The sequence below is a fragment of the Couchioplanes caeruleus genome (assembly GCF_023499255.1).
Taxonomy (GTDB): Bacteria; Actinomycetota; Actinomycetes; order Mycobacteriales; family Micromonosporaceae; genus Actinoplanes; species Actinoplanes caeruleus_A.
The window spans coordinates 3975594-3999246 of the sequence record NZ_CP092183.1; the positions used below are offsets into that span (position 1 = coordinate 3975594).

Sequence of the window (23653 nt, forward strand, 5' to 3'; positions counted from 1 at the left end):
CCGTGACCGTTCAAGAGACCACCGTGGCCGCCGACCCCGTGCCCGCGCACCGGGGACCGTTCCGTGCGGGCGACCGGGTGCAGCTCACCGATCCCAAGAACCGCATGCACACGATCGTGCTGGAGCCCGGGAAAGCGTTCCACACCCACCGCGGCGCGCTCGAGCACGATGCGCTGATCGGGCTTCCCGACGGCAGTGTCGTGACGTCCAGCGGCGGCACGGCGTACCTGGCGCTGCGCCCGCTACTGTCGGACTACGTGCTGTCGATGCCGCGCGGCGCGCAGGTCATCTACCCGAAGGACGCCGCACAGATCGTCGCCATGGGCGACATCTTCCCCGGTGCGAAGGTCATGGAGGCCGGCGTCGGCTCCGGCGCGCTCACCTGTTCGCTGCTGCGGGCCGTCGGTGGCAGCGGTGAGCTGCACTCGTACGAGCTGCGTGAGGACTTCGCCGCGATCGCCCGCAAGAACGTCGAGTCGTTCTTCGGCGGCCCGCACCCGGGCTGGCACCTGCACCACGGCGACGTGGCCGGCGCCACCGGGACCGGCTTCGACCGCATCATCCTCGACATGCTGACCCCCTGGGAGGCCCTCGACATGGTCGAGAAGGCGCTCGTGCCCGGCGGGGTCTTCATCGGGTACGTGGCCACGACGCCGCAGCTGTCCGAGCTGGTGGAGGCGTTGCGTGAGCGCGGCGGGTGGACCGAGCCGCGGGCGTGGGAGTCGCTGATCCGCGACTGGCACGCCGAGGGGCTCGCGGTGCGCCCGGACCACCGGATGATCGCGCACACCGCGTTCCTGGTATCGGCCCGTAAGCTCGCACCCGGCGTCACCGCGCCGCCGCGCCGGCGCAAACCCAGCAAGGGCGCCGAGGCGTACGCGCTGCGCAGGGCCGCCCAGGCCGCCCTCGCCGCCGAACGGGCGGAGACGACCGGCGATCCCGGGGTGTGACGGCCCGTCGCGGATCCGGTAGTTTCCGTCGCGGATTTGATGGGGCTTGGGAGGGAACGGGTGGGCGCGATGAGTTCTCCGCCGTTCGGGGGCAGCAATGAGATGCCGGCGGTCTTCCCGGACTGGTCGCCGTACGAGGACCTCGACTCGGCCGCCCGGGCCTACCTGCGCGACCCGGAGGTGGCGCTGGACGCCCTCTTCGGCGTGCTGCGCGGCGCGTCGGTGCTGTGTTTCACGCTGGAACGCTTCGTCAACGAGGTGAACGGCGTCTGGCAGGAGGTCGTCATCTGCGACGGCAGCCGGCTGGTGCTGTGGCACGGCGAGGACGTGGCGCCCGGCGACGGCCCGGTCGGGTCGATGACCTCGTCGCTGCGGGTGGTGCCGCTGTCCACGGTCACCGAGGTGGGGTGCCGGCGCCGGCTGACGCGTACCTCCAGCGGCCAGGCCCGGGTCGACAGCATCGACGTCTACCTGCTGCTGAGCTCGGTCGACGACGCGGTGCCGCCGCCCGGCATGGCCGAGGAGGAGGGGCGGGCCGCGCTGCGCCACGACGCGCTGCGCTTCGGCAAGACGCTGGACGACGGCGGTCCGGGGCAAATCGCCCGGTTGGAAGAATTTTCCCGAATAGTCGCATCTTTGGTCGGCCGTCCGACACTGTGACATTTCCCGCTGTCACAGCGGGCGGCCCGGAGGGGCCCGCGGGCCCTACCGAAACCGATCAGTCGGCGTCCGGCCCGGCGACCTCGACGTCGTCGGAACGGCGCACCACGTGGATGCAGTCGCCCGGGCACTCCTTCGCCGCGTCGATCACTTCCAGCCGGAGCCGCTCCGGCACCCCGGTGCGCACTCCGGGGCTCTGCAGCAGCTCACCGGTGCTGTCCTTGACGTACGCCAGGCCGTCGATGTCGAACTCGAAGACCTCCGGCGCGTACTGCACGCAGAGCCCGTCACCGGTGCACAGATCCTGATCCACCCAGACCTGAAGTTCGTCAGTCCCGGTCTCCACGGACACCGCCCACCTCCTGAGAAATAGCCCCGTCCGACGGTACCCGAACCCCCTGGCCACCCGGCGCGCCGACCTGACCCAATCGATCAAGGTTCAGTGACGAGGGTGTTGCATGGGTCGAAATCCGGTCCGCAGCGGTTAGTGTTGTCTCAGAACGTTCGAGCCCCCGGGGAGGTGGGACGTGGCACGCAGCGACGAGGCGGATCACCGCGCCGCACGTTGGGAGAAAGAGGCCAACGATCTCTCCAGCCAGGTTGCGTTCCTGCAGGAGGAACTCGCTCTGGTTCGGCGCAAGTTGACCGAAAGCCCCCGACACGTCCGGCAGCTCGAGGAGCGGCTCGCGGCAACGCAGGCGCAGCTCGCCCGGCTGACCGAGAACAACGACCGGCTCGTGGCGACCCTCAAGGAAGCCCGGGCTCAGATCGTCACTCTCAAGGAAGAGATTGACCGCCTCGCCCAGCCGCCCAGCGGCTACGGCGTATTCCTGGCCGCCCACGAGGACGGCACCGTCGATGTCTTCACCGGTGGCCGCAAGCTTCGTGTCGCCGTGTCCCCGAGCCTCGAGGTCGAGGAGCTCAAGCGGGGACAGGAGGTCCTGCTCAACGACGCGCTCAACGTGGTCGACGCGTTCGGCTACGAGCGGGTCGGTGAGGTCGTCCTGCTCAAGGAGGTCCTCGCCGGTCCCGGCGGCGCCCCGGGCGACCGTGCCCTGGTCGTCTCGCACGCCGACGAGGAGCGGATCGTCCACCTGGCCGACTCGCTCGAGATCTCGAAGCTGCGGGCGGGCGACTCGCTGATGATCGAGCCGCGCTCGGCGTACGCGTACGAGCGCATCCCCAAGAGCGAGGTCGAGGAGCTCGTTCTGGAGGAAGTGCCCGACGTCGACTACTCCGACATCGGCGGTCTGCACTCGCAGATCGAGCAGATCCGCGACGCGGTGGAGCTGCCGTTCCTGCACGCCGACCTGTTCCGGGAGCACCAGCTGCGCCCGCCGAAGGGCATCCTGCTCTACGGCCCGCCCGGCTGCGGCAAGACCCTGATCGCCAAGGCGGTCGCCAACTCGCTCGCGAAGAAGATCGCCGAGCGCCGCGGCGAGGAGAAGCACACCAGCTACTTCCTCAACATCAAGGGTCCCGAGCTGCTCAACAAGTACGTGGGTGAGACCGAGCGGCACATCCGACTGGTCTTCCAGCGGGCGCGTGAGAAGGCCGGCGAAGGCACGCCGGTCATCGTGTTCTTCGACGAGATGGACTCGATCTTCCGTACCCGTGGCTCCGGCGTCTCCTCCGACGTCGAGAACACCATCGTCCCGCAGCTGCTCAGCGAGATCGACGGCGTCGAGGGCCTGGAGAACGTCATCGTCATCGGCGCCTCCAACCGCGAGGACATGATCGACCCCGCCATCCTGCGGCCGGGCCGGCTGGACGTGAAGATCAAGATCGAGCGCCCGGACGCGGAGGCGGCGAAGGACATCTTCGCCAAGTACATCCTCCCCGGCCTGCCGCTCAGTGAGGACGACCTGGCCGAGCACGGCGGCGACGCCGACGTGACGGTCGCGGCCATGATCGAAGCGGTCGTGCTCCGGATGTACACGGAGACCGAGGAGAACCGCTTCCTCGAGGTCACCTATGCCAACGGTGACAAGGAAGTCCTGTACTTCAAGGACTTCAACTCCGGCGCGATGATCCAGAACATCGTCGACCGCGGGAAGAAGATGGCCATCAAGGAGTTCCTCACCTCCGGCAAGAAGGGGCTGCGCCTGCAGCACCTGCTCGACAGCTGCGTCGACGAGTTCCGCGAGAACGAGGACCTGCCCAACACCACCAACCCGGACGACTGGGCCCGCATCTCCGGCAAGAAGGGCGAGCGGATCGTCTACATCCGTACGCTCGTCTCCGGCGGCAAGGGCGCCGAGGCCGGCCGCTCCATCGAGACGGCCAGCAACACCGGTCAGTACCTGTAAGACGGCTTCGCGGCGCGGGCGGAGGGTTCTCCCTCCGCCCGCGCTGTCTCTACTCAGAGTGCTTTCCCCGGCACTGCCCGGGGCGAGAAGCAACGGGGAAGCGTCTAGGCTCGATACATGGGCAACGGCAGCACAGCGGGCGGAGTGGTCGCATGAGCGTTCGGCGGATTATGGGCACCGAGGTCGAGTACGGGATTTCCGTGCCCGGGCAGCCCGGCGCCAACCCGATGGTCACGTCCTCCCAGGTCGTCAACGCCTACGGCGCCCGGCCCGAGCTCAACCGGGGTGGCCGCGCCCGCTGGGACTACGAGGAGGAGTCGCCGCTGCGCGACGCCCGCGGCTTCACGTACTCCGGGGCCGCGTACGACCCGGCGGACGCCCTCGCCGACGAGGACCTCGGGCTCGCCAACGTGATACTCACCAACGGCGCCCGGCTCTACGTCGACCACGCCCACCCCGAGTACAGCACCCCCGAATGCACCAACCCGCTCGACATCGTCCGCTGGGACAAGGCCGGCGAGCGCGTCATGGCGGAGGCGTCCCGGCGCGCCGCGACCATCCCCGGCACCCACCGCATCCAGCTCTACAAGAACAACACCGACAACAAGGGCGCCTCGTACGGCTCGCACGAGAACTACCTCATGCGCCGGCAGACCCCGTTCGCGGACATCGTGGCGCACCTGACGCCGTTCTTCGTGACCCGGCAGATCGTCGTCGGCGCCGGCCGCGTCGGCATCGGCCAGGACGGCTCCGGCTCCGGCTTCCAGATCTCCTCGCGCGCCGACTTCTTCGAGGTGGAGGTCGGCCTCGAGACCACCCTCAAGCGGCCCATCATCAACACCCGCGACGAGCCGCACTCCGACGCCGACAAGTACCGCCGCCTGCACGTGATCATCGGCGACGCGAACCTCTCCGAGATCTCCACGTACCTGAAGATGGGCACCACCGCCCTGATCCTCAACATGATCGAGGAGAAGGTCTTCAGCGGCGACCTCGGCGTGGCCGACCCCGTCTCGGAGCTCAAGGCGGTCAGCCACGACCCCTCCCTCAAACACCTCATGCGCCTGCGCGACGGCCGCCGGCTCACGGCGCTCGACCTGCAGTGGGCGTACTACGAGCGCGCCAAGTCCTTCGTCGACGAGCGCTACGGCGACGACGTCGACGAGCAGACCGCCGACGTCCTGCGCCGCTGGGAGGAGATTCTCACCAAGCTCGGCGACGACCCGATGTCCTGCTCCGACCAGCTCGACTGGGTCGCCAAGCTGCGCCTGCTCGAGGGCTACCGGGACCGCGAGAACCTCGCCTGGTCCTCACCCAAGCTCCAGCTGGTCGACCTCCAGTACTCCGACGTCCGGCCGGAGAAGGGCCTCTACCACCGCCTGGTGGCCCGGGGCTCGATGAAGACCCTCCTCGACCCCGAGGAGACCCGTCGCGCGATGGTGGAGCCGCCCGAGGACACCCGGGCGTACTTCCGCGGCCAGTGCCTCGCCCGGTACGCGTCCGAAGTGGTCGCGGCCAGCTGGGACTCGGTCATCTTCGACGTCGGCCGTGAGTCCCTCGTCCGGGTACCGATGATGGAACCCGAGCGCGGCACCAGGAAGCACGTCGGGGCCCTGTTCGACAAGTGCGACACGGCGAAGGACCTGCTCGAGGTGATCACGAGCCGCTGAGCGGGTCGTGCGGCTTCGGCGGCAGGGCCTGTGGGGGCCAGCGGGCGTTGCGGCCGTGGGTCTCGCAGGCAGGCTGAGCGAGGCGCGCGGGCGTTGCGGCCGTGGGCTCTCAGGCAGGGCTGAGCGGGCCATGCGGGCGTTGCAGCCGTGCGGCTTCGCCGGCAGAGAAACACGGGGCCGCGCGGGCGTTTTCGTCGTACCCGCGAGGTAGGTTTTTCCCAACCCGAACCAGTTGGGTCTTGAAGGGGGACAGGGATGGCAACGCGAGACACCGGCGGTCAGTCGCAGTCCGGCAAGGGCAAGCGCGACGAGGAGATCGAGGACGTCACCACCGAGGCCAACCCGGAGGTAGCCGAGCGGCACGCCGAGATCACCGAGGACGTCGACGACCTGCTCGACGAGATCGACTCCGTCCTGGAGGAGAACGCCGAGGAGTTCGTGAGGGGATACGTACAAAAAGGCGGTCAGTGACGCCTATGTCCGATTCGTGCAACCCTCGGGAGAAGCAATGTCCTCAGTGCTTGCGAACATTGCCTTCCTCGGAGTTCCACAGCAATCGTCGTAGGCCCGACAGGCTTGCCTACTACTGCAAGAGGTGCGCGGCCGAGAGGTCCGAGGCGAGCAGGCGTCGCCGAGGGATCGGGCAGCGCAGGCAAACCGAGGTCCCGGTTCCGGCCGGCTCCAAGTGGTGCCCTGACTGCGACACGACAAAGCCGCTCGACGCCTTCGCTCGGACGAAGGCGTCGTCCAGCGGCTACCACTCCTACTGCAAGCCGTGCCACAACGCACGCGGCCAGGAGACACGCAAGCGTCTCTACGGTGGCTCGCGGGAGTATCACCTGCGGCGACGGTACGGGATCGGGCAGCTCGAGTTCGACGGCTTGCTGGCCGCGCAGGGAGGTGTCTGTGCGATCTGTGGCGTAGACGATCCTCAACACCTCGACCACGATCATCGCACCGGCGAGGTGCGCGGGATATTGTGCTTCAACTGCAACGGCGGTCTGGGGCAGTTCCGGGACGACCCGGTGCTCCTCGCCGACGCGATCGCATATCTGAAAGGAACCACGTGGCAGCGGGTTTTGATCCATCCGGGCGTCTTCCAGATGTGTTCACCAACGCGGGGACGTCATCCTTCACGCAGTTCCTGACCCAGGCCGCGCCCGAGCTGCTGCCGGGACGCCGGCCGCTGCCGCCGGGGCTGTCGGCCGACATCGCGCCGCACGCCACCACGATCGTCGCCATCGCCACCGCCGAGGGTGTCGTGATGGCCGGCGACCGGCGCGCCACCATGGGAAACCTCATCGCCAGCCGGGACATCGAGAAGGTGCACCCGGCCGACGCGTATTCGCTGATCGGCATCGCCGGCACCGCCGGCATCGGCATCGAGCTGATGCGGCTGTTCCAGGTGGAGCTCGAGCACTACGAGAAGATCGAGGGGACGATGCTGTCCCTCGACGGTAAGGCCAACCGGCTGGCGTCGATGGTGCGCGGCAACCTCGGCGCGGCCATGCAGGGCCTGGCCGTGGTCCCGCTGTTCGCCGGGTACGACCTGGCGCCGGCCGACCCGGGCCGGGCGGGGCGCATCTTCAGCTTCGACGTCGCGGGCGGGCTCTACGAGGAGACCGGCTTCGACGCGATCGGCTCCGGCTCGCTGTTCGCCAAGTCCGCGCTGAAGAAGAAGTACCGTGCCGGCGTCAGCACGCAGGACGCGGTCCGGCTCGCGGTCGAGGCGCTGTACGACGCCGCGGACGACGACACCGCGACCGGCGGGCCCGACCTGACCCGCAAGATCTACCCGGTGGTGATGACCGCGACGGCGGACGGCACGCACCGGCTCACCGAGGCCGAGATCACCACGGTGGCCGAGGCAGTGGTCGCCGGACGGATGGAGAACCCGGGCGGCTGACCCGCGCGGTTCCGCCGCACCCCTGGTCGTCGGTGCGCCCGCCGGGGCCGCCGACCCCTGGTCCACGACATCCGGTCATCGAAGGAGTAGCCACCCGTGGCCATGCAGTTCTACGCCTCACCCGAGCAGGTCCAGCGGGACCGCTCGGAGTACGCCCGCAAGGGCATCGCCCGCGGCCGCTCCGCCGTCGTGCTCACGTACGAGGGCGGCATCCTGCTGGTCGCCGAGAACCTCACCTCGCTGCGCAAGATCAGCGAGTTGTACGACAGGATCGGGTTCGCGGCCGTCGGCCGGTACAACGAGTTCGAGAGCCTGCGCCGCGCCGGCGTGCGCATGGCGGACATCAACGGCCTGCAGTTCGACCGTCGCGACGTGACGGGCCGTGCGCTGGCCAACGCGTACACGCAGACGCTCGGAGCGATCTTCTCCGAGACGCAGAAGCCGTACGAGGTGGAGATCTGCGTGGCGCAGGTCGGCTCCTCGCCGGAGTCGGACGAGCTGTACCGGATCACGTACGACGGCTCGGTCATGGACGAGCCCGGCTTCATGGCGATGGGCGGCTCCGCCGAGGCCATCTCCACCGTCCTCAAGGAACGTCACGACGTGACCGCGGACCTGGCCTCGGCGCTGGCGCTGGCGGTCAAGGGCCTCGGCACGGTCGGCGGGGAGAACGGCGCCGAGCGCGAGCTGGACGCGTCCCGCCTCGAGGTCGCGGTCCTGGACCGCCGCCGCAAGGGCCGCACGTTCCGCCGCATCAGCGGCGCCGCGCTGGAGTCCCTGCTGGCCGGCGGCAAGGACCAGCCGGCGGACGACGCCGCCCCGGCCCAGGGCGATTCCGCACCGCCCGCACCGGGCGAGGAGAAGCCGACGGTGTCGGCCGCGTCGGTGGACACGGAGGGCGCGCCGGAGGACGGCGACAACAAGTCCTGACGGGCGACGGCCCGGCTCCGGAGCGGTCCGGGGCCGGGCCGCCATCCGGCGTCAGCGCCGGGCAGGCAAGAGCCGGGCAGGCATCCGGCCGGCTGCGAGGTGGTCGTCGGAATCTGGACCAGGCACACGGCTGCCTCCGCGGCGGTCCGGGGCCGGTCCGGCGACCGGCTGGCTGCGGGGTGGTTCGAAGCCGGTCCTGATCCGATCGGCTGCGCGGCGGTCCAAGGCCGAGCCGGCACGGTCCGGTCGCGCGGGTTCTCGGCCCCGTGGGGTCAAGGTCAGTCGATGACCAGGGGGCGCCACCAGTCCGGGTTGTCGCGGTACCACTGGACCGTCTCCGCGAGCCCGGCGCGGAAGTCCACCTGGGGCCGGTAGCCGAGTTCGTCGCGGATCTTCGTGTCGTCGAGGGCGTACCGGCGGTCGTGGCCCTTGCGGTCCTCGACGTGGTGGACCTGGTCCCAGCCGGCGCCGCAGGCCTCGAGGAGGAGTGCTGTCAGGTCGCGGTTGGTCAGTTCCTCGTTGCCGCCGATGTGGTAGATCTCGCCCGGGCGTCCCTGCAGCAGCACCAAGGCCGTGCCGCGGCAGTGGTCCGTGACGTGGATCCAGTCGCGGACCTGAGTGCCGTCGCCGTAGAGCGGGACCGGGCGGCCCTCCAGCAGGTTGGTGACGAAGCGGGGGATCAGCTTCTCCGGGTGCTGGTACGGGCCGTAGTTGTTGGCGCAGCGCGTAACCGTCACGGGCAGGCCGTGCGTACGGTGGTACGCCAGCGCGAGCAGGTCCGCGCCCGCCTTGGTCGCCGCGTACGGGGAGTTGGGGGCCGGCGGGGCCGATTCCGTCCAGGAGCCCGACTCCACGGAGCCGTAGACCTCGTCCGTCGAGACGTGCACGAACCTCTCCACGCCGTGCCGGAGGGCCGCGGCGAGCAGGACCTGGGTGCCCACCACGTTGGTCGTGGCGAACTCGGACGCCTCCTGGATCGAGCGGTCGACGTGGGATTCCGCCGCGAAGTGGACGACGTGGTCGTGCTTGCTCAGCACCGAGTCGACGAGGGCCGCGTCGCAGATGTCTCCCGGGACGAAGTCCAGGCGCTTGCTCTCCGCCACCGGACCGAGGTTGGCGAAGTTCCCGGCGTACGTGAGCTTGTCGAGGACCGTGACCCGCGCGCCCTCCAGGCCCGGCAGTTCGTCGCGGAGGACGGCGCGCGCGAAGCTGGACCCGATGAAGCCGGCACCGCCGGTGATCAGAAGATTCATCAAGTCGGCAGTGTATCCGCAGGTGGCGGCCCTGTGGCCAGGGAATACCACGCAGTGCTGCGGTGAAAGGGCGCGTTGTCACTGCCGTTCCATGCCGTTCTGCGGCTAGTGTTTCGACATGGAACGGCGAATTTTCGGCCTCGAAACCGAGTACGGAGTCACGTGCACCTACCGGGGGCAGCGGCGGCTGTCTCCGGACGAGGTGGCCCGCTACCTGTTCCGCCGAGTGGTGTCCTGGGGACGCAGCAGCAACGTCTTCCTCCGCAACGGTGCCCGTCTCTACCTCGACGTCGGTTCCCACCCCGAGTACGCGACCCCCGAGTGCGACAGCGTCACCGATCTCGTCGCCCACGACCGCGCCGGTGAGCGCATCCTGGAAGGCCTGCTCGTCGACGCCGAGAAGCGGCTGCACGACGAGGGGATCGCCGGGGAGATCTACCTGTTCAAGAACAACACCGACTCGGCCGGCAACTCGTACGGGTGCCACGAGAACTACCTCGTGTCGCGCCACGGGGAGTTCGGCCGGCTCGCCGACGTCCTCATCCCGTTCCTGGTCACCCGGCAGCTGATCTGCGGCGCCGGCAAGGTCCTGCAGACGCCGCGCGGCGCGGTGTTCTGCCTCTCGCAGCGCGCCGAGCACATCTGGGAGGGCGTCTCCAGCGCCACCACCCGCAGCCGGCCGATCATCAACACCCGCGACGAGCCGCACGCCGACGCCGAACGGTACCGGCGCCTGCACGTCATCGTCGGCGACTCCAACATGAACGAGGTCACCACGCTGCTCAAGGTCGGCAGCGCCGACATCGTGCTGCGGATGATCGAGGCCGGCGTGGTCATGCGCGACCTGTCGCTGGAGAACCCGATCCGGGCGATCCGCGAGGTCAGCCACGACGTCACCGGCCGCCGCAAGATCCGGCTGGCGAACAACAAGGAGGTCAGCGCCCTCGAGATCCAGCAGGAGTACCTCGCGAAGGCGACCGAGTTCGTCGAGCGCCGCGGCGGCGACCAGACCGCCAAGCGGGTCGTCGAGCTGTGGGGCCGGGTGCTCTCGGCGATCGAGAGCGGCGACCTCGACCCCGTCTCCCGCGAGATCGACTGGGTGTCGAAGTACAAGCTGATCGAGCGCTACCAGGCCAAGCACGAGATCCCGATGTCGCACCCGCGGATCGCCCAGCTGGACCTGGCGTACCACGACGTGCGCCGCGGCCGCGGCCTGTACGCGCTGATGGAGAAGCGCAAGCAGGTCGACCGCATCTCCAACGACCTGGAGATCTTCGAGGCGAAGGAGACGCCGCCGCAGACCACCCGCGCCCGGCTGCGCGGCGAGTTCATCCGGCACGCCCAGGAGAAGCGCCGCGACTTCACCGTCGACTGGGTGCACCTCAAGCTGAACGACCAGGCGCAGCGCACGGTGCTGTGCAAGGACCCGTTCCGGGCGTACGACGAACGGGTCGAGCGGCTGATCGCCAGCATGTGACGAGGGGCTAGGCTGGTCGGGCCATGACGACGCACGAGCCCGGCCAGCAGCCGCCCGCGGAGAAGCGCGGGCGCAGCCTCGACGACATCCTGCGGGCGCGCGCCGGGCGCCGCCGCGAGCGGATCCGCAGCGAGATCGCCCGCAACCGCAAGGGCGACCACCGGGTCCCGACGTGGGTGATGGCGGTGGGCGTCGCCGCGATGCTGCTCGCCTGGGCCTGGCTGATCTACTCGTCCTGACCGCCGGGCGCGCCCGGGGCAAGAAGCAAGCCGCGCCGGCGGCGAGAACCAGCCGGCGGCGTGCCGGGTGGGCCCGGCCAGGAAACGAGCCGCGCCAGCGGCGAAACCAGCCGGCGGCGTGCTGGGTGGGCCGGCCAGGAAACGAGCCGCGTCGGCGGCGGAAGCCAGCCGGTGGGATGCCGGCCCGGCCGTTCAGGGGGCGAGCAGCGACGCCGCGTGCCGGCCGGCGACCGCGGCGGACACGAAGTAGGCGTGGTCCTCCGCCAGGCCGCGGCCCATGGTCGACAGCTTCACCGGGCTCTCCAGCAGCGCCGCGTCCAGGCCGTGCGTCGCGACCTCCACGATGCGGTGCAGCGTCGCCAGCGGCGCGAGCGCGTCGGTGACCTCCTTGGCCAGGTCCGCCGCCAGGTCGTCGGGGACCGGCAGGTCGGCGGGGACGAGCGCGACCTTTCCGTACGCGGTGAGGCTGTGGTGGGACAGGCCGCGGTGGCGGGGACGGGCGTCGCCGTCGGAGATGCGCAGGGAGCCCACCGGACGGCCACCGAGCGCGACGATGGCGTTCACCGCCTCGCCGAGCGCCACCCCGGAGAAGCCCCACGTCGTGCCCGTGCCCAGGTTGCCGGGGCCCTGGGCGACGATCGCCACGTCGGCGTGCAGGACGTGCCGGGCCGCCAGCAGCCCGGTGTGGACCGTGCTCGCCTCCAGGTCGCCGCCGAACGCCTGGCCGGTGGTGACCGTCCCGGCGAGGTGGTCGCGCAGGCCGTGCAGGGTGCGGGAGAACCAGGCCGGCAGCGCGCCGCCGTCGGTCATCACGTACGCGACGCGGGCGTCCGGGCGGTCGGCGTGGATGCCGGCGAGGACGGCCGGCAGCGCGGAGTGCAGATCCGCCGTGACCACGGGCATGTCGTCGAGGCTCTCGGCGGCGGCCATCGCCTCGCGGTGCGGGGACGCCTCCTCGTCGACGCCCAGCCGGATGGCCTGCAGCGGCGTGTAGCGCGCTTTGACCAGGTGGCCTGCGTCGCGGGAGGTGCCGTCGCCGGCCGGGTCCGGGGGCAGCCGGTCGGGCAGGGCCACCACCAGCGCGTACCCGCCGGTGCCGAGGCCCATGACGAGCGCGCCCACGTTGAGCAGGACGCGGTCGCCGGGTTCCGGGGCGCCGGTCAGGTCGGGGTACGCGAGCGCCTTCAGCGGGCCGTCGTCGGTGGCGACCTCCAGCTCGACGGCTCCGCGCCACTGTCGTCGTACCGAAGAGACAATTCCCGACCGCCAGCGCACCATGGCGGCGACCCTATAGGTCCACCCCGCCGTCGCGGTGGTTGAGGCCCGCCCGTCCGCGCGTCGGGTCGAGGAAGACGTAGCGGATCCCGGGGTACCGGGCCCGCAGCCGCCGTTCGGCCTCGTCGGAGGCCTCCTCGATCTGGCCGCCGGTGATGTGGTCCTCGAAGTCGACCTTCGCGGCGACGAGGATCTCGCCGGGGCCGAGCTGCATGGTGAGCAGCGTCGGCACGGCCGTCACCACGTCGAGGGCGGCGAGGTCGTCGGCGATCTGGTTGTGCATGCGGCGCGGCACCGCGCGGCCGACCAGCAGCGACACGTTGGCCCGGGCCAGCACCGTGGCGACCACGAGCAGCAGCAGACCGATCAGGATGGAAGCGATGCCGTCCCAGGTCTCGGAGCCGGTCAGCTGCGCCAGCCCGATGCCGGCGGCGGCGAGCAGCAGGCCGATCAGCGCCGCGGAGTCCTCGAAGTAGACGGCCTTGACCGTGGTGTCCGAGGTGAGCCGCAGGAAGCGGCGCTTGCTGATGCCCCAGCGCTCCGATTCCCCCTTCACCTGCCGCTGCGCCTTCAGCCAGGAGGTGCCCTCGGCCACGAACGAGACCGCGAGCACGATGTACGAGATCAGGTAGTGGCCGCTGTGCTCGCCGCTGATGATCGTCGTCACGCCGTGGTAGATGGAGAACCCGGCGCCGCCGATGAACGTGAACAGCGCGGCGATGAACGCCCAGACGAAGCTCTCCTTGCCGTACCCGAAGGGGTGTTCCTCGTCGGCGGGCTTGCCGCCGCGGCGCAGGGCGACGAACAGGAACACCTCGGTGACCGTGTCGGCCAGCGAGTGCGCGGCCTCCGAGAGCATCGCGGCGGAGCCGGAGATCAGGCCGGCGACGAACTTGGCGGCGGCGATGACCAGGTTGGCGAGCCCGGCGACGATGACGGTGCCGACGCTCTCGTTCTCCGGACCGCCCCCGGCGCCCGGCTCGGCGGGGGCCGGCAGCGCGGCCGCGGCGGCCAGGCCCACGGGGGCAGCGGCGGGGTCGTCCCGGGAGACGTCGGTGCGGGGAGTCTCGGTCACGCGAGCAGACTTCCCCTTGTCGGATACAGATAACCGCCCGCGGGCCGCGGATGCCGCCACATCCGCGCTGGGCTGCTAGCGTTTCGGTCGTGTCGCGGACCCGTACCGAGCGCCTGGTGAACCTGGTGATCTGTCTGCTGTCCACGCGACGGTTCCTGACCGCCGCGCAGATCGCCGCGACCGTGCCCGGGTACGAGCACGACCCCGAGGACCCGCGCGACCACGAGGCGTTCCAGCGCAAGTTCGAACGCGACAAGGCCGAGCTGCGGGAGCTGGGCGTGCCGCTGGAGACCGGACTGGCGAGCGCCTTCGACACCGAGCACGGCTACCGGATCGCCCACCGTGAGTACGCGCTGCCCGACATCCCGCTCGAGCCGGACGAGGCCGCCGCCGTGGGCATCGCCGCGCGGTTGTGGCAGCACGCCGGTCTGGCGGCCGCCGCGTCGTCCGGGCTGGCCAAGCTGCGCGCCGCCGGCGTCGAGGTGGACCCGCAGGCCACGCTCGGGGTGGAGCCGGTGGTCACCGTCGACCCGGCGTTCGGCCCGCTGACCGCCGCGGCGCGGGCCCGGCGCGCGGTGACGTTCTCCTATCGCGTACCGGAGGTGGACGAGCCGTCCAGCCGGCGTCTGCAGCCGTGGGGCGTGGTGTGCTGGCAGGGCCGCTGGTACGTCGTCGGCCACGACCGTGACCGGGACGCGACCCGCTGCTTCCGGCTGTCCCGCATCGTCGGCTCGGTGCGCGCCGTGGGCCCGGAGGGCGCGTTCACGCCGCCCGCGGACGTCGACCTGATCAGCCACGTCGCCCGCTGGTCGGGCCCGACGGAGCGCACCGGCCGGGCCACCGTTCGCGTCCGCCCCGGGCGGGCCGCGGGGCTGCGGCGGCTGGCCGTCGAGACGGTGCCCGGGCCCGACGGCGACCGGCTGACGATCCCGTATTCGGACGTCGAGTGGCTGGCCTCGCGGCTGGTCGGGTACGGCGCCGACGTGCGCGCGGACGGCCCGCCGGAGCTGCGTGAGGCCGTGATCCAGCAGCTCAAGGAGGTCGTCGCCCGGCACGAGCCGGCCGCCGCGGGAGCCGTGTCGTGACCCCGCAGCAGCGCACCCCCGCGGGCCGCGCGTCGGCCGACCGGCTGGGGCGGCTGCTCAACCTCGTGCCGTACCTGCTGGCGCGCCCGGGCATCGCGGTGGCCGAGGCCGCCGCCGACTTCCGGATCAGCGAGCGCCAGCTGCGCGAGGACCTGGAGCTGCTGTGGGTCTGCGGGCTGCCCGGGTACGGGCCCGGCGACCTGATCGACATGGCGCTCGACGGGGACCGGGTCACGATCACCTACGACGCGGGGATCGACCGGCCGCTGCGGCTCAACCCGGACGAGGCGCTCGCGCTGGTGGTGGCGTTGCGGATGCTGGCCGAGACACCCGGCATCGGCTCCCGCGACGCCATCGAGCGGGCCCTCGCGAAGATCGAGAACGCCGCCGGGGATCTCGCCGACGCGCCGGTGGCCGTCCGCCTGCCCGCCAACACGCAGCGCGTGGACGCCATCCGCGGGATCGTCGAGCGCCGCCACGCCATGCGCATCACCTATTACACGCCCGCGCGCGACGAGACCACCGAGCGCATCGTCGACCCGATGCGCGTGCTGATGGTCGGCAACCGCGCGTACCTGGAGGCCTGGTGCCGGCGCGCCGAGGGCACCCGGCTGTTCCGCCTCGACCGCATCGACGCGTTCACCGAGCTGGACGAGCCGGCCGCCCCGCCGGCCCGCGCGGTCCCGCACGACGTGACCGACGGCGTGTTCCACCCCGGCCAGGACCTGCCGCTGGTGACCGTGCGCGTCGGGCGCGGCAGCCGCTGGATCACCGAGTACTACCCGTGCGAGGAGGTCCGGCGCGACGGCGACGAGTGGGTCGTGACGATGCGCGTGACCGACCTGGGCTGGGCGCAGCGGCTGCTGCTGGGCCTCGGTTCCGACGTGACAGTCGTCGGCCCGGCCGCCCTGGTCGAGCGCATCCGCGAGCAGGCCGCGCTGGCCCTGGACCAGTACGCGGCCCCGGTGACCGGAAAGGCTTAGAGTGTCCGCCATGGTGACGTGGATCGTGGTGGGGGTCGTCGTGCTCGGGCTCGTCGTTCTCGGGGCGGCGGTGATGACCGTGGTCGGTCGCCTGTCGGCGCTGGACCGGGCGATGCGGCGGCTGCTGCTGCGCCGGGAGCAGGCCGAGAAGCTGCAGGCCGGCGCGGCGGCGCTGGAGCGTTCCGTGGCGGAGCTGCAGGAGCGGGCGGCCATCGCCGAGGAGCAGGTCGCCATCATCAAGGCCGGGCGCGGGGAGCCGCACGGTAAACACTCTTCACAGAAGGCCGGGCTGTCGTGGTAGCGTGCGGCGTTCCCGGCGCGTTGTCCGAAAATTCCTCGGACCGGCGGCCAAACAAACAGGTCCGGCAGGGGTCACTCGCAACAACCACACGTACGATGGACCCCGCACCGTCCTGAAGCACCCTGATCCAACCGACTGGAGTTTCCCATGGGCGCCCTCAAGCCATGGCACATCGCCGTCTTCGTTGTCGTGCTCGTGCTGCTGTTCGGCGCGAAGCGCCTGCCGGACGCCGCCCGGTCCCTGGGCCGGTCGCTGCGGATCATCAAGGCGGAGACGAAGGGCCTCGTGGACGACGACAACACCGTCGCCGAGAAGGCCGAGCCGCAGTTCTCGCACCAGCCGCTGCCGCCGAACGGTGCCCAGCAGGGTTACCAGCCCGGCTACCAGCAGCAGGGCTACCAGCAGCAGCCGGGCCAGCCGTACCAGCAGCCGGGTCAGCCGTTCCAGCAGCAGCCGCAGCAGCCGCCGGCCCAGCCGTACGTCGACCCCGTGCAGCGCACCAACGACCGCTGACGCACCATGGCCATCTCCCTGCGCCGTCAGGGGCCGAGCAAGTTCCAGCAGGCCGCCGACGGCTCGATGACCCTGATCGACCACGTCCGGGAGCTGCGTAACCGGCTCTTCTGGGCGGCGATCGGCATCGTCGCCGGCCTCATCGTCGGCTTCCTCATCTCCGAGTGGGTCTTCGACATCCTGCGGGAGCCGTACTGCTCGCTGGACAGCTCCTGGATCATCAACTCCAAGGGCGAGCGGGTCTGCAACTTCGTCGTGCTCGGGGTCGTCGACCCGCTGATCGTCAAGCTGAAGATCGCCCTGTGGGTCGGCCTCATCGTCGGCTCGCCGGTCTGGATGTTCCAGCTGTGGGCGTTCGTCGCCCCCGGCCTGCACAGGCACGAGCGCAAGTGGGCGTACGTCTTCGTCAGCATCGCGGCGCCGCTGTTCGTCGGCGGCGTCACTCTCGCGTACTTCGTCGTCAAGCACAGCCTGGCGTTCATCCAGAAGGCCGGGATCCTCGGCGTGACGACGCAGCTGGAGGTCAGCGCGTACGTCGGCTTCGTGACGAACATGCTGCTGATCTTCGGCGCGGCCTTCGAGTTCCCGCTCGTGCTCCTCATGCTCAACTTCACCGGCGTGGTCAGCGCGCGGCGCCTGATGAGCTGGTGGCGCGTCGTCGTCTTCCTGTCGTTCGCGTTCGCCGCGATCGCCACGCCAGACCCGGGTCCGTTCGGCATGACGCTGCTCGCGACGTGCATGGTCCTGCTGTACCTGATCGCGGTCGGGGTGGCGGCGATCAACGACAAGCGCAAGGGCCGCGGCAAGGAGATCTACGGCGACCTCGACGACGACCAGATCTCGCCGCTGGAGGAGGAACGCGTGCCGGTGGGCGTGTCCGACCGGGTCGACGCGCCGGCCCCGGTGGAGTCGCCCGAGCCCGTGGCGAAACCGTTGCCCCTGGAGAGCCGTTTCGACGACATGACCTGACCCGCCGGCCGGTACATTCGGCGGCTGTGAGCGGCAGAGACGACATCGCGGTGCTGGCCAACCCCCAGGCGGGGCGCGGCCGGCACCGCGGTCTGCTGTCCGGGATCGTCGATCGGCTCGGCGCCGGCGGGCGGCCGGTGCGGGTGCTGGACGCCCGGACCGCCGAGGACGCCGAGAAGCTCTGCCACCGGGCGGTCGCCGAGGGTGTCACGGCGCTGGTCGCGGTGGGCGGGGACGGCACCCTGCACCGGGCGCTGCAGGCCGTGGCGGGGACGCCGGCCGGCTTCGGGGTGGTTCCCGCCGGCACCGGCAACGACTTCGCGGCGGCTGTGGGCGTACCGTCGGATCCTCTGCAGGCCGCGGAGGCGATCGCCGCAGCGTTACGTGCCGGGCGGGACCGTGCCGTTGATCTTGCAAGGGTGACCACCGCGGCGGGTGACGTGCGCTGGTTCGCCGCGGTCCTGGCCGCCGGGTTCGACGCGGTCGTCAACGAGCGCGCCAACCGGATGCGGTGGCCGCGCGGACCCCGCCGCTACGACCTCGCGATCATGCTGGAGATGGCCCGGCTGCGGGCGCGGCCCTACACGCTGGAGATCGACGGCGCCGACCACAGCTTCACCGGGGTGCTCGTCGCGGTCGGAAACTGCCCCAGCTACGGCGGCGGGATGCGGATCTGCCCGGACGCCGACCCCGGCGACGGGCTGCTCGACGTCGTGATCGCCGGGCGGCTCGGGCGGGGTGCGCTCGTGCGGCTCAAGCCCCGCCTGCGGCGCGGCACCCACGTGAGCGACCCGCGGGTGCACAGCTTCCGGGCCCGGCGCGTGCGGATCGACGCGCCCGGGATCGTCGGGTACGCCGACGGCGAACGGATCGCCGCGTTGCCGCTCGACGTCGGCTGCGAGCCGGGAGCCGTACGGTTGCTGCTCTGATCCCGGTGTCAGCGGCCGGGCCGGCGCGCCGAACGGGGAGGGGTAAGCGGCGTCATCCTCGAGGAGGCAGCATGTCGGTCGGGTCGCTCAGTTCCAGCGTGCTCTCGCAGGCGTACCTCGGCTCCGCCGACGCGGCCGCCACCAAGAAGGCGCCGGAGTCCGGCGGCGAAGCGACCATCGCCGACCACGTGGCCGCGTCGGACGAGCAGCAGCCGATCCGCAGCGTCTCCGCGACGCTGGGCACGCTGGTCGACACCTACCTCTGAGCCGGCGGCGCGGCTGCCTTTGACCAAGCGGGCGGCCGCCCTTGAGCAGGCGCGGCGGCTCTGGGTCAGGCTGCGCAGCCGGCCAGGGCGAGGGTCGCGCTCAGGCCGTTCGAGCGGCCCGGCTCCGCCGCCGGCAGGACCAGGGCCGCGCAGCCGGCCTGCACCGCGCCCGCGTCGGCCGGGGTGTCGCCGACCATCAGCGTGCGTTCCGGGTCCGCGCCGAGCATGCCGCAGGCCCGCAGGAAGATCGCCGGGTCCGGCTTGGTGCGGCCGATCTCGTACGAGAGCGCGTACGCGTCCACGAGCCCGGCCAGCCCCCACGCGGCGAAGTGCGGCCGGATGTCGAAGCCGATGTTGCTCACCACACCCACCTTGATGCCCGCGTCCTGCAGGGTGCGCAGGGTGGGCTCGGTGTCCGCGTACGGCAGCCAGCCCGCCGGGTCGAGCAGCCGGTCGTACAGGGCGTCGGGCAGGCCGTCCACGTCGTCGGCCACGGTGGCGGCCAGGCCCGTGTAGGCGGCGCGGTGGCTGTGTTCGTACAGGTCACGGTCCGCCCAGTGCTCCGCGAGGTGGATCGGCACCCGGCGCGGCACCGGGCCGCCGGCGCGCCCGGCGGTGACCAGCCGGTCGGCCAGGATCGTCGCGCGGCCGCGGTCGAGCTCGGCGCCGCAGGCCGCGGCGGCGGCCGTCACCCAGGAGACCGGGTCCTCGACCTGGGCCAGCGTGCCGTGGAAGTCGAAGAGCACGGCGTCGACCTGGCGGCGCGACGGGAAAGCGGTCGATTCGGCGGCATCCGGCACGCCGTGCACCATACCCAGCCGCCGCGACGGTCCCGTCGGCAACCGCCGTGCTCGCCGGCCCCGGCGTGGCGCCGGGGCGCCCGGCGAGCCATGACCGCCGTTGTGTCAGACCCACGCATTAGCCTTGTGGTCATGACGAGCCCCGCCGAACGTTATGCGGAGTCGAAGAGGCGGGCGGCCCGCGTGGCCGAGTTCCCGGCCCTCGACGACTTCATGCTGGACGTCGGCTTCGACCTGGACGATTTCCAACGGCAGGCCTGCGAGGCCCTGGAGCGCGGCAGCGGCGTGCTGGTGTGCGCGCCCACCGGCGCCGGCAAGACGGTGGTCGGGGAGTTCGCGGTGCACCTCGCGCTGCGCGCCGACGGTTCCGGCACCCGGCGGAAGTGCTTCTACACCACCCCGATCAAGGCGCTGTCCAACCAGAAGTACCACGACCTCGTCGAGCGGTACGGCGCCGAGCACGTCGGCCTGCTGACCGGTGACAACGCGATCAACGGCGACGCTCCGGTGGTGGTGATGACCACCGAGGTGCTGCGCAACATGCTCTACTCGGGCTCGGCGAGCCTGCAGGGCCTGGCGTACGTGGTGATGGACGAGGTGCACTACCTCGCCGACCGGTTCCGCGGCGCCGTCTGGGAAGAGGTGATCATCCACCTTCCCGCCTCCGTCACGTTGGTCTCCCTGTCCGCCACGGTCAGCAACTACGAGGAGTTCGCCGACTGGCTGGTGACCGTCCGCGGCGAGACCGAGGTGGTGGTCAGCGAGCACCGGCCCGTGCCGCTGTGGCAGCACATGCTCGTCGGCCGGCGCATGTTCGACCTGTTCCACGACGCCGACGCGGCCCGCAAGCACGACGTGCACCCGGAGCTGCTGCGCTACACCCGCGAGATGCTGCGCCGGCTGGAGCTCACCGACCGCGCCGCCGGCCCGGGGTGGCAGGGCCGCGGTGGCCGGCCCCGCCGCTGGCAGGGACCGCCGCGGGCCGAGGTGGTCGACCGGCTCGACCGTGCCGGGCTGCTGCCCGCGATCCTGTTCATCTTCAGCCGCGCCGGCTGCGACGCCGCCGTGCAGCAGTGCCTGGCCGGCGGTCTGCGCCTGACCGGGCCCGAGGAGCGCGCCGAGATCCGCGAGATCGCCCAGGCGAAGGTCGCGAGCATCCCGGCCGAGGACCTGTCGGTGCTCGGCTACTGGGAGTGGCTCGACGGCCTCGAGCGCGGCGTCGCGGCCCACCACGCGGGCATGCTCCCCGCGTTCAAGGAGGCCGTGGAGGAGTGCTTCGTGCGGGGCCTGGTCAAGGCGGTGTTCGCCACGGAGACCCTCGCGCTGGGCATCAACATGCCGGCCCGCTGCGTGGTGCTGGAACGCCTGGTCAAGTTCAACGGCGAGGCCCACGTGGACCTGACGCCGGGGGAGTACACGCAGCTCACCGGCCGGGCCGGGCGGCGCGGCATCGACGTCGAGGGCCACGCCGTGGTGGTGTGGAGCCCCGAGGTGGACCCGCGGCACGTCGCCGGGCTCGCGTCCACGAGGACGTACCCGTTGCGGTCCAGCTTCCGTCCCTCGTACAACATGGCGGTCAACCTGGTCGGCTCGGTGGGCGCGGACAAGTCGCGTGACCTGCTCGAGTCGTCGTTCGCGCAGTTCCAGGCGGACCGGTCGGTGGTCGGGCTGGCCCGCCAGGTGCAGCGCAACGTCGACACCATGCAGACGTACGGGCAGGACGCCGCCTGCCACCACGGCGACTTCGACGAGTACTTCGGCATCCGCGTCGCGATCGCCGACCGGGAGAAGGCCCTGGCCCGCCAGGGTGCGTCGCAGCGCCGGGCGGCGGCGGTGTCGTCGCTGGAGAAGCTGCGCGTGGGCGACGTCATCCGGGTGCCGCAGGGCCGCCGGGCCGGCCTCGCCGTGGTGCTGGAGCCGCCCACCGGCGGGTTCGGCGAGCCGCGCCCGCTGGTGCTCACCCAGGACCGCTGGGCCGGCCGGGTCAGCCCCGCCGACTTCCCGGGCGCGGTCGAGGTCCTGGACCGCATCCGGGTTCCCAAGCACTTCAACCCGCGCTCGCCCGCCGCCCGCCGCGACCTCGCCGCGTCGATCAGCGCCACCGGGCTCGACCGGCACGAACGGGCCGGCGGCCGGCGCGGGCGCAGCCGCGGCGTGCCCGGCGAGGACGCGGAGATCGCGTTGCTCAAGGTGCAGCTGCGCCAGCACCCGTGCCACGCCTGCCCGGACCGCGAGGAGCACGCCCGCTGGGCCGAGCGCCGGCACCGGCTGGAGCGCGACACCGAGGCGCTGCGCGACAAGGTCGCCGGGCGCACCGGATCGCTGGCCAAGACGTTCGACCAGGTCTGCGCGGTGCTCACCGAGCGCGGCTACCTGTCCCCGGACGGCGAGGTCACCGAACCGGGACGGATGCTGGGCCGCATCTGGACGGAGGCGGACCTGCTCGTCGCGGAATGCCTGCGCCGCGGCGTCTGGGAGGGCCTCGAGCCCGACGAGCTGGCGGCGGCGGTGTCCATGGTCCTGTACGAGTCCCGGCGCGAGGGCGACGAACGGGCCTCGGTGCCCAAGGGCGCCACCACCGCGGCGGTCGACGCCTGCCAGAAGCTGTGGGCGGAGATCGAGTCGCAGGAGGCGGCGCACGGGCTGTCGCTGACCCGCGAACCCGACCCGGGCTTCGTCTGGCCGATCTACCGCTGGGCCCGCGGCGAGCCGCTCGCCCGGGTGCTGGCCAGCGGGCACAACTACGAGTCGGACATGCCGGCGGGCGACTTCGTGCGCTGGGCCCGGCAGGTGCTGGACCTGCTCACGCAGCTCAAGGACGCGTCGTCGGCGTCGCCGGGAGTGCGGGAGGCGGCCCGCAAGGCGATGACGGCGATCAACCGGGGGGTGCTGGCCTACCAGACCGCCCTCTGACCGGCGCCGGACCGCGGCCGGGCCGGGCCGGGCCAGAGCCGGGCAGGGCCAGAGCCGGGCAGGGCCGGGCCAGAGCCGGGCAGGGCCAGAGCCGGGCAGGGCCAGAGCCGGGCAGGGCCGGGCCGGGCGGCAGGGCCGGGCGGCGGGTCAGGCGCTGTCGCGGACGACCAGCCGGTGGGGGATGACGATCCGCCGGGCCGGGGCGGCCGGGTCGCCGCCGAGCCGGTCCGCCAGGCAGGCGAGGGCTTCGCGGGCGATCGCCGCCTTGTCCGGCGAGATCGTGGTCAGTGCCGGGGTCGCGTACCGGCCGTCCTCGATGTCGTCGAAGCCGATCACCGCGAGGTCGTCCGGGATCGTGCGGCCGTGGCGCAGGGCGGTCTGCATCGCGCCGAGGGCGAGCTGGTCGCTGAAGCAGAAGAGCGCGTCGGCCTCGGGGCCGTCCCGGATCAAGCGGCGCATCGCGGCGGCGCCGTCCTCGCGGTGCAGGCGTTCCACCGGGATCTCCAGGCGCGGGTCGGCGGGCAGGCCGGCCTCCGCCAAAGCCTTGCGGTAGCCCTCGACGCGCCGGGCCGCCGTGCCGTTCTCGAGGTGCGGTTGAGGGCCGATCGCCGCGATGCGGGTGCGGCCCTGCGCGAGGAGGTGCGCGGTGGCGTCGCGGGCCGCCGCCACGCTGTCGACCGCGACGTGGTCGAGCAGGCCGTCGGCGTCCTGTTCACCGAGCAGGACCAGCGGCACGGCGTCCGGGCGGCGGCGCAGCTCGCGCGGTGCCAGCGCCCACGGGCTCAGGACGAGGCCGTCGACGACCTGGCCGCGGACGCCGTCGAGCAGGCTCCGTTCGTGGCCGGCGTCCCCGCCGGTCTGCTGGACGAGCAGCATCCAGGACCGCTTCTGGGCCTCGTCGACGAGCAGGCCCGCGAGCTCCCCGAAGTACGGCGAGGCGATCTCCGGGATGGCCAGCGCGACCAGGCCGGAGCGGCCGCCGCGCAGGTGCCGGGCCGCCGCGTTGGGGCGGTACTGCAGCTCGTCGATCGCGGCCTGCACCCGGGCCCGGGTCTCGGGGGCCACCAGCGCGAAGCCGCTGACCACGTTGGACACCGTACGGATGGACACGCCGGCTCGCTCGGCCACCTGCCGCAGGCTCGCGCTCATG

At 71.8% G+C, this 23653-nt stretch carries 24 protein-coding genes; 18 read left to right on the top strand and 6 right to left on the bottom strand.

Annotated features, from left to right (window positions below):
* Positions 1-2: 2 nt before the first annotated feature.
* Positions 3-950, top strand: a complete 948-nt coding sequence (locus COUCH_RS18335) for a tRNA (adenine-N1)-methyltransferase (protein ID WP_249613311.1) — start codon at positions 3-5, stop codon at positions 948-950.
* A gap of 69 nt (positions 951-1019) precedes the next feature.
* Positions 1020-1610 (top strand): hypothetical protein, encoded by a 591-nt coding sequence (locus COUCH_RS18340; protein WP_170148562.1) that lies wholly within the window; start codon positions 1020-1022, stop codon positions 1608-1610.
* 58 nt (positions 1611-1668) lie between these two features.
* Here COUCH_RS18340 and COUCH_RS18345 read toward each other — a convergent pair whose 3' ends face one another.
* A complete protein-coding gene (locus COUCH_RS18345) occupies positions 1669-1956 on the bottom strand; it encodes a ferredoxin (protein WP_199512997.1) in 288 nt (95 codons plus the stop codon).
* 181 nt (positions 1957-2137) lie between these two features.
* Between COUCH_RS18345 and arc the strand changes: the two genes are divergently transcribed.
* From arc to prcA, 6 genes are all read left to right on the top strand, one after another.
* The gene (gene arc / locus COUCH_RS18350; RefSeq protein ID WP_249613312.1) at positions 2138-3919 is read left to right on the top strand and encodes a proteasome ATPase; all 1782 of its coding nucleotides are present in this window, start codon (positions 2138-2140) and stop codon (positions 3917-3919) included.
* Between the two features lie 152 nt (positions 3920-4071).
* Positions 4072-5589, top strand: a complete 1518-nt coding sequence (dop, locus tag COUCH_RS18355) for a depupylase/deamidase Dop (protein ID WP_346015995.1) — start codon at positions 4072-4074, stop codon at positions 5587-5589.
* A 255-nt stretch (positions 5590-5844) separates the two neighbouring features.
* Positions 5845-6060 carry a ubiquitin-like protein Pup gene (locus COUCH_RS18360; protein ID WP_106124861.1) on the top strand — a complete coding sequence of 72 codons (216 nt, stop codon included), beginning with the start codon at positions 5845-5847 and terminating at the stop codon, positions 6058-6060.
* 5 nt (positions 6061-6065) lie between these two features.
* Complete coding sequence (locus COUCH_RS18365; protein ID WP_249613313.1) at positions 6066-6737, top strand: endonuclease VII domain-containing protein; 672 nt, start codon at positions 6066-6068, stop codon at positions 6735-6737.
* On the top strand, positions 6656-7495 hold the full coding sequence (prcB, locus tag COUCH_RS18370; protein WP_249613314.1) for a proteasome subunit beta: 840 nt from the start codon (positions 6656-6658) through the stop codon (positions 7493-7495). Before COUCH_RS18365 ends, prcB begins: the two co-directional genes overlap by 82 nt.
* 96 nt (positions 7496-7591) lie before the next feature.
* Positions 7592-8425 carry a proteasome subunit alpha gene (gene prcA / locus COUCH_RS18375; protein WP_249613315.1) on the top strand — a complete coding sequence of 278 codons (834 nt, stop codon included), beginning with the start codon at positions 7592-7594 and terminating at the stop codon, positions 8423-8425.
* A 278-nt stretch (positions 8426-8703) separates the two neighbouring features.
* Here the strand turns inward: prcA and rfbB are convergent, their stop codons facing one another.
* Positions 8704-9678 (bottom strand): dTDP-glucose 4,6-dehydratase, encoded by a 975-nt coding sequence (rfbB, locus tag COUCH_RS18380; RefSeq protein WP_249613747.1) that lies wholly within the window; start codon positions 9676-9678, stop codon positions 8704-8706.
* 118 nt (positions 9679-9796) lie between these two features.
* Between rfbB and pafA the strand changes: the two genes are divergently transcribed.
* Together pafA and COUCH_RS18390 are read left to right on the top strand one after the other, a co-directional pair.
* Positions 9797-11155, top strand: coding sequence for a Pup--protein ligase (gene pafA / locus COUCH_RS18385; RefSeq protein ID WP_199512992.1), 1359 nt, complete (start codon positions 9797-9799; stop codon positions 11153-11155).
* Positions 11156-11178: 23 nt separating this feature from the next.
* Entirely contained in the window at positions 11179-11394 is a 216-nt protein-coding gene (locus COUCH_RS18390) for a hypothetical protein (protein WP_249613316.1), read from the top strand.
* Positions 11395-11586: 192 nt separating this feature from the next.
* On the opposite strand, the gene COUCH_RS18395 is transcribed toward COUCH_RS18390, so the two are convergent.
* Complete coding sequence (locus COUCH_RS18395) at positions 11587-12672, bottom strand: DUF3866 family protein (protein ID WP_249613317.1); 1086 nt, start codon at positions 12670-12672, stop codon at positions 11587-11589.
* Between the two features lie 10 nt (positions 12673-12682).
* The gene (locus COUCH_RS18400; RefSeq protein WP_249613748.1) at positions 12683-13666 is read right to left on the bottom strand and encodes a cation diffusion facilitator family transporter; all 984 of its coding nucleotides are present in this window, start codon (positions 13664-13666) and stop codon (positions 12683-12685) included.
* Positions 13667-13833: 167 nt separating this feature from the next.
* On the opposite strand from COUCH_RS18400, the gene COUCH_RS18405 reads away from it, so the two are divergent.
* From COUCH_RS18405 to COUCH_RS18435, 7 genes are all read left to right on the top strand, one after another.
* On the top strand, positions 13834-14829 hold the full coding sequence (locus tag COUCH_RS18405; RefSeq protein WP_249613318.1) for a helix-turn-helix transcriptional regulator: 996 nt from the start codon (positions 13834-13836) through the stop codon (positions 14827-14829).
* Positions 14826-15812, top strand: a complete 987-nt coding sequence (locus COUCH_RS18410; RefSeq protein ID WP_249613319.1) for a helix-turn-helix transcriptional regulator — start codon at positions 14826-14828, stop codon at positions 15810-15812. The genes COUCH_RS18405 and COUCH_RS18410 overlap by 4 nt, the downstream gene beginning before the upstream one ends.
* Positions 15813-15822: 10 nt before the next feature.
* A complete protein-coding gene (locus COUCH_RS18415; protein WP_249613320.1) occupies positions 15823-16113 on the top strand; it encodes a hypothetical protein in 291 nt (96 codons plus the stop codon).
* Positions 16114-16260: 147 nt separating this feature from the next.
* Positions 16261-16626 carry a Sec-independent protein translocase subunit TatA gene (gene tatA / locus COUCH_RS18420; RefSeq protein WP_249613321.1) on the top strand — a complete coding sequence of 122 codons (366 nt, stop codon included), beginning with the start codon at positions 16261-16263 and terminating at the stop codon, positions 16624-16626.
* A gap of 6 nt (positions 16627-16632) precedes the next feature.
* Positions 16633-17595: a twin-arginine translocase subunit TatC gene (tatC, locus tag COUCH_RS18425; RefSeq protein ID WP_249613322.1), complete on the top strand. Its 963-nt coding sequence runs from the start codon at positions 16633-16635 to the stop codon at positions 17593-17595.
* Between the two features lie 26 nt (positions 17596-17621).
* Complete coding sequence (locus COUCH_RS18430; RefSeq protein ID WP_249613323.1) at positions 17622-18524, top strand: diacylglycerol/lipid kinase family protein; 903 nt, start codon at positions 17622-17624, stop codon at positions 18522-18524.
* A gap of 71 nt (positions 18525-18595) precedes the next feature.
* Complete coding sequence (locus COUCH_RS18435) at positions 18596-18790, top strand: hypothetical protein (RefSeq protein WP_249613324.1); 195 nt, start codon at positions 18596-18598, stop codon at positions 18788-18790.
* A 65-nt stretch (positions 18791-18855) separates the two neighbouring features.
* On the opposite strand, the gene COUCH_RS18440 is transcribed toward COUCH_RS18435, so the two are convergent.
* Positions 18856-19602, bottom strand: coding sequence for an HAD family hydrolase (locus tag COUCH_RS18440; RefSeq protein ID WP_249613749.1), 747 nt, complete (start codon positions 19600-19602; stop codon positions 18856-18858).
* 120 nt (positions 19603-19722) lie between these two features.
* Here COUCH_RS18440 and COUCH_RS18445 point away from each other — a divergent pair, with 120 nt between their 5' ends.
* Positions 19723-22503 carry a DEAD/DEAH box helicase gene (locus tag COUCH_RS18445; RefSeq protein ID WP_249613325.1) on the top strand — a complete coding sequence of 927 codons (2781 nt, stop codon included), beginning with the start codon at positions 19723-19725 and terminating at the stop codon, positions 22501-22503.
* Between the two features lie 147 nt (positions 22504-22650).
* On the opposite strand, the gene COUCH_RS18450 is transcribed toward COUCH_RS18445, so the two are convergent.
* Complete coding sequence (locus tag COUCH_RS18450) at positions 22651-23652, bottom strand: LacI family DNA-binding transcriptional regulator (protein ID WP_249613326.1); 1002 nt, start codon at positions 23650-23652, stop codon at positions 22651-22653.
* Between the last annotated feature and the right edge of the window lies 1 nt (position 23653).

Coding starts and splice junctions, on each gene's coding strand:
- pafA (WP_199512992.1), top strand. CDS start 9,797: ATGGAACGGCGAATTTTCGGCCTCGAAACCGAGTACGGAGTCACGTGC.
- COUCH_RS18415 (WP_249613320.1), top strand. CDS start 15,823: ATGGTGACGTGGATCGTGGTGGGGGTCGTCGTGCTCGGGCTCGTCGTT.
- tatA (WP_249613321.1), top strand. CDS start 16,261: ATGGGCGCCCTCAAGCCATGGCACATCGCCGTCTTCGTTGTCGTGCTC.
- COUCH_RS18435 (WP_249613324.1), top strand. CDS start 18,596: ATGTCGGTCGGGTCGCTCAGTTCCAGCGTGCTCTCGCAGGCGTACCTC.
- COUCH_RS18390 (WP_249613316.1), top strand. CDS start 11,179: ATGACGACGCACGAGCCCGGCCAGCAGCCGCCCGCGGAGAAGCGCGGG.
- COUCH_RS18340 (WP_170148562.1), top strand. CDS start 1,020: ATGAGTTCTCCGCCGTTCGGGGGCAGCAATGAGATGCCGGCGGTCTTC.
- COUCH_RS18395 (WP_249613317.1), bottom strand. CDS start 12,672: ATGGTGCGCTGGCGGTCGGGAATTGTCTCTTCGGTACGACGACAGTGG.
- COUCH_RS18450 (WP_249613326.1), bottom strand. CDS start 23,652: ATGAGCGCGAGCCTGCGGCAGGTGGCCGAGCGAGCCGGCGTGTCCATC.
- COUCH_RS18445 (WP_249613325.1), top strand. CDS start 19,723: ATGACGAGCCCCGCCGAACGTTATGCGGAGTCGAAGAGGCGGGCGGCC.
- dop (WP_346015995.1), top strand. CDS start 4,072: ATGAGCGTTCGGCGGATTATGGGCACCGAGGTCGAGTACGGGATTTCC.
- COUCH_RS18365 (WP_249613313.1), top strand. CDS start 6,066: ATGTCCGATTCGTGCAACCCTCGGGAGAAGCAATGTCCTCAGTGCTTG.
- rfbB (WP_249613747.1), bottom strand. CDS start 9,678: ATGAATCTTCTGATCACCGGCGGTGCCGGCTTCATCGGGTCCAGCTTC.
- COUCH_RS18360 (WP_106124861.1), top strand. CDS start 5,845: ATGGCAACGCGAGACACCGGCGGTCAGTCGCAGTCCGGCAAGGGCAAG.
- tatC (WP_249613322.1), top strand. CDS start 16,633: ATGGCCATCTCCCTGCGCCGTCAGGGGCCGAGCAAGTTCCAGCAGGCC.
- COUCH_RS18440 (WP_249613749.1), bottom strand. CDS start 19,602: ATGGTGCACGGCGTGCCGGATGCCGCCGAATCGACCGCTTTCCCGTCG.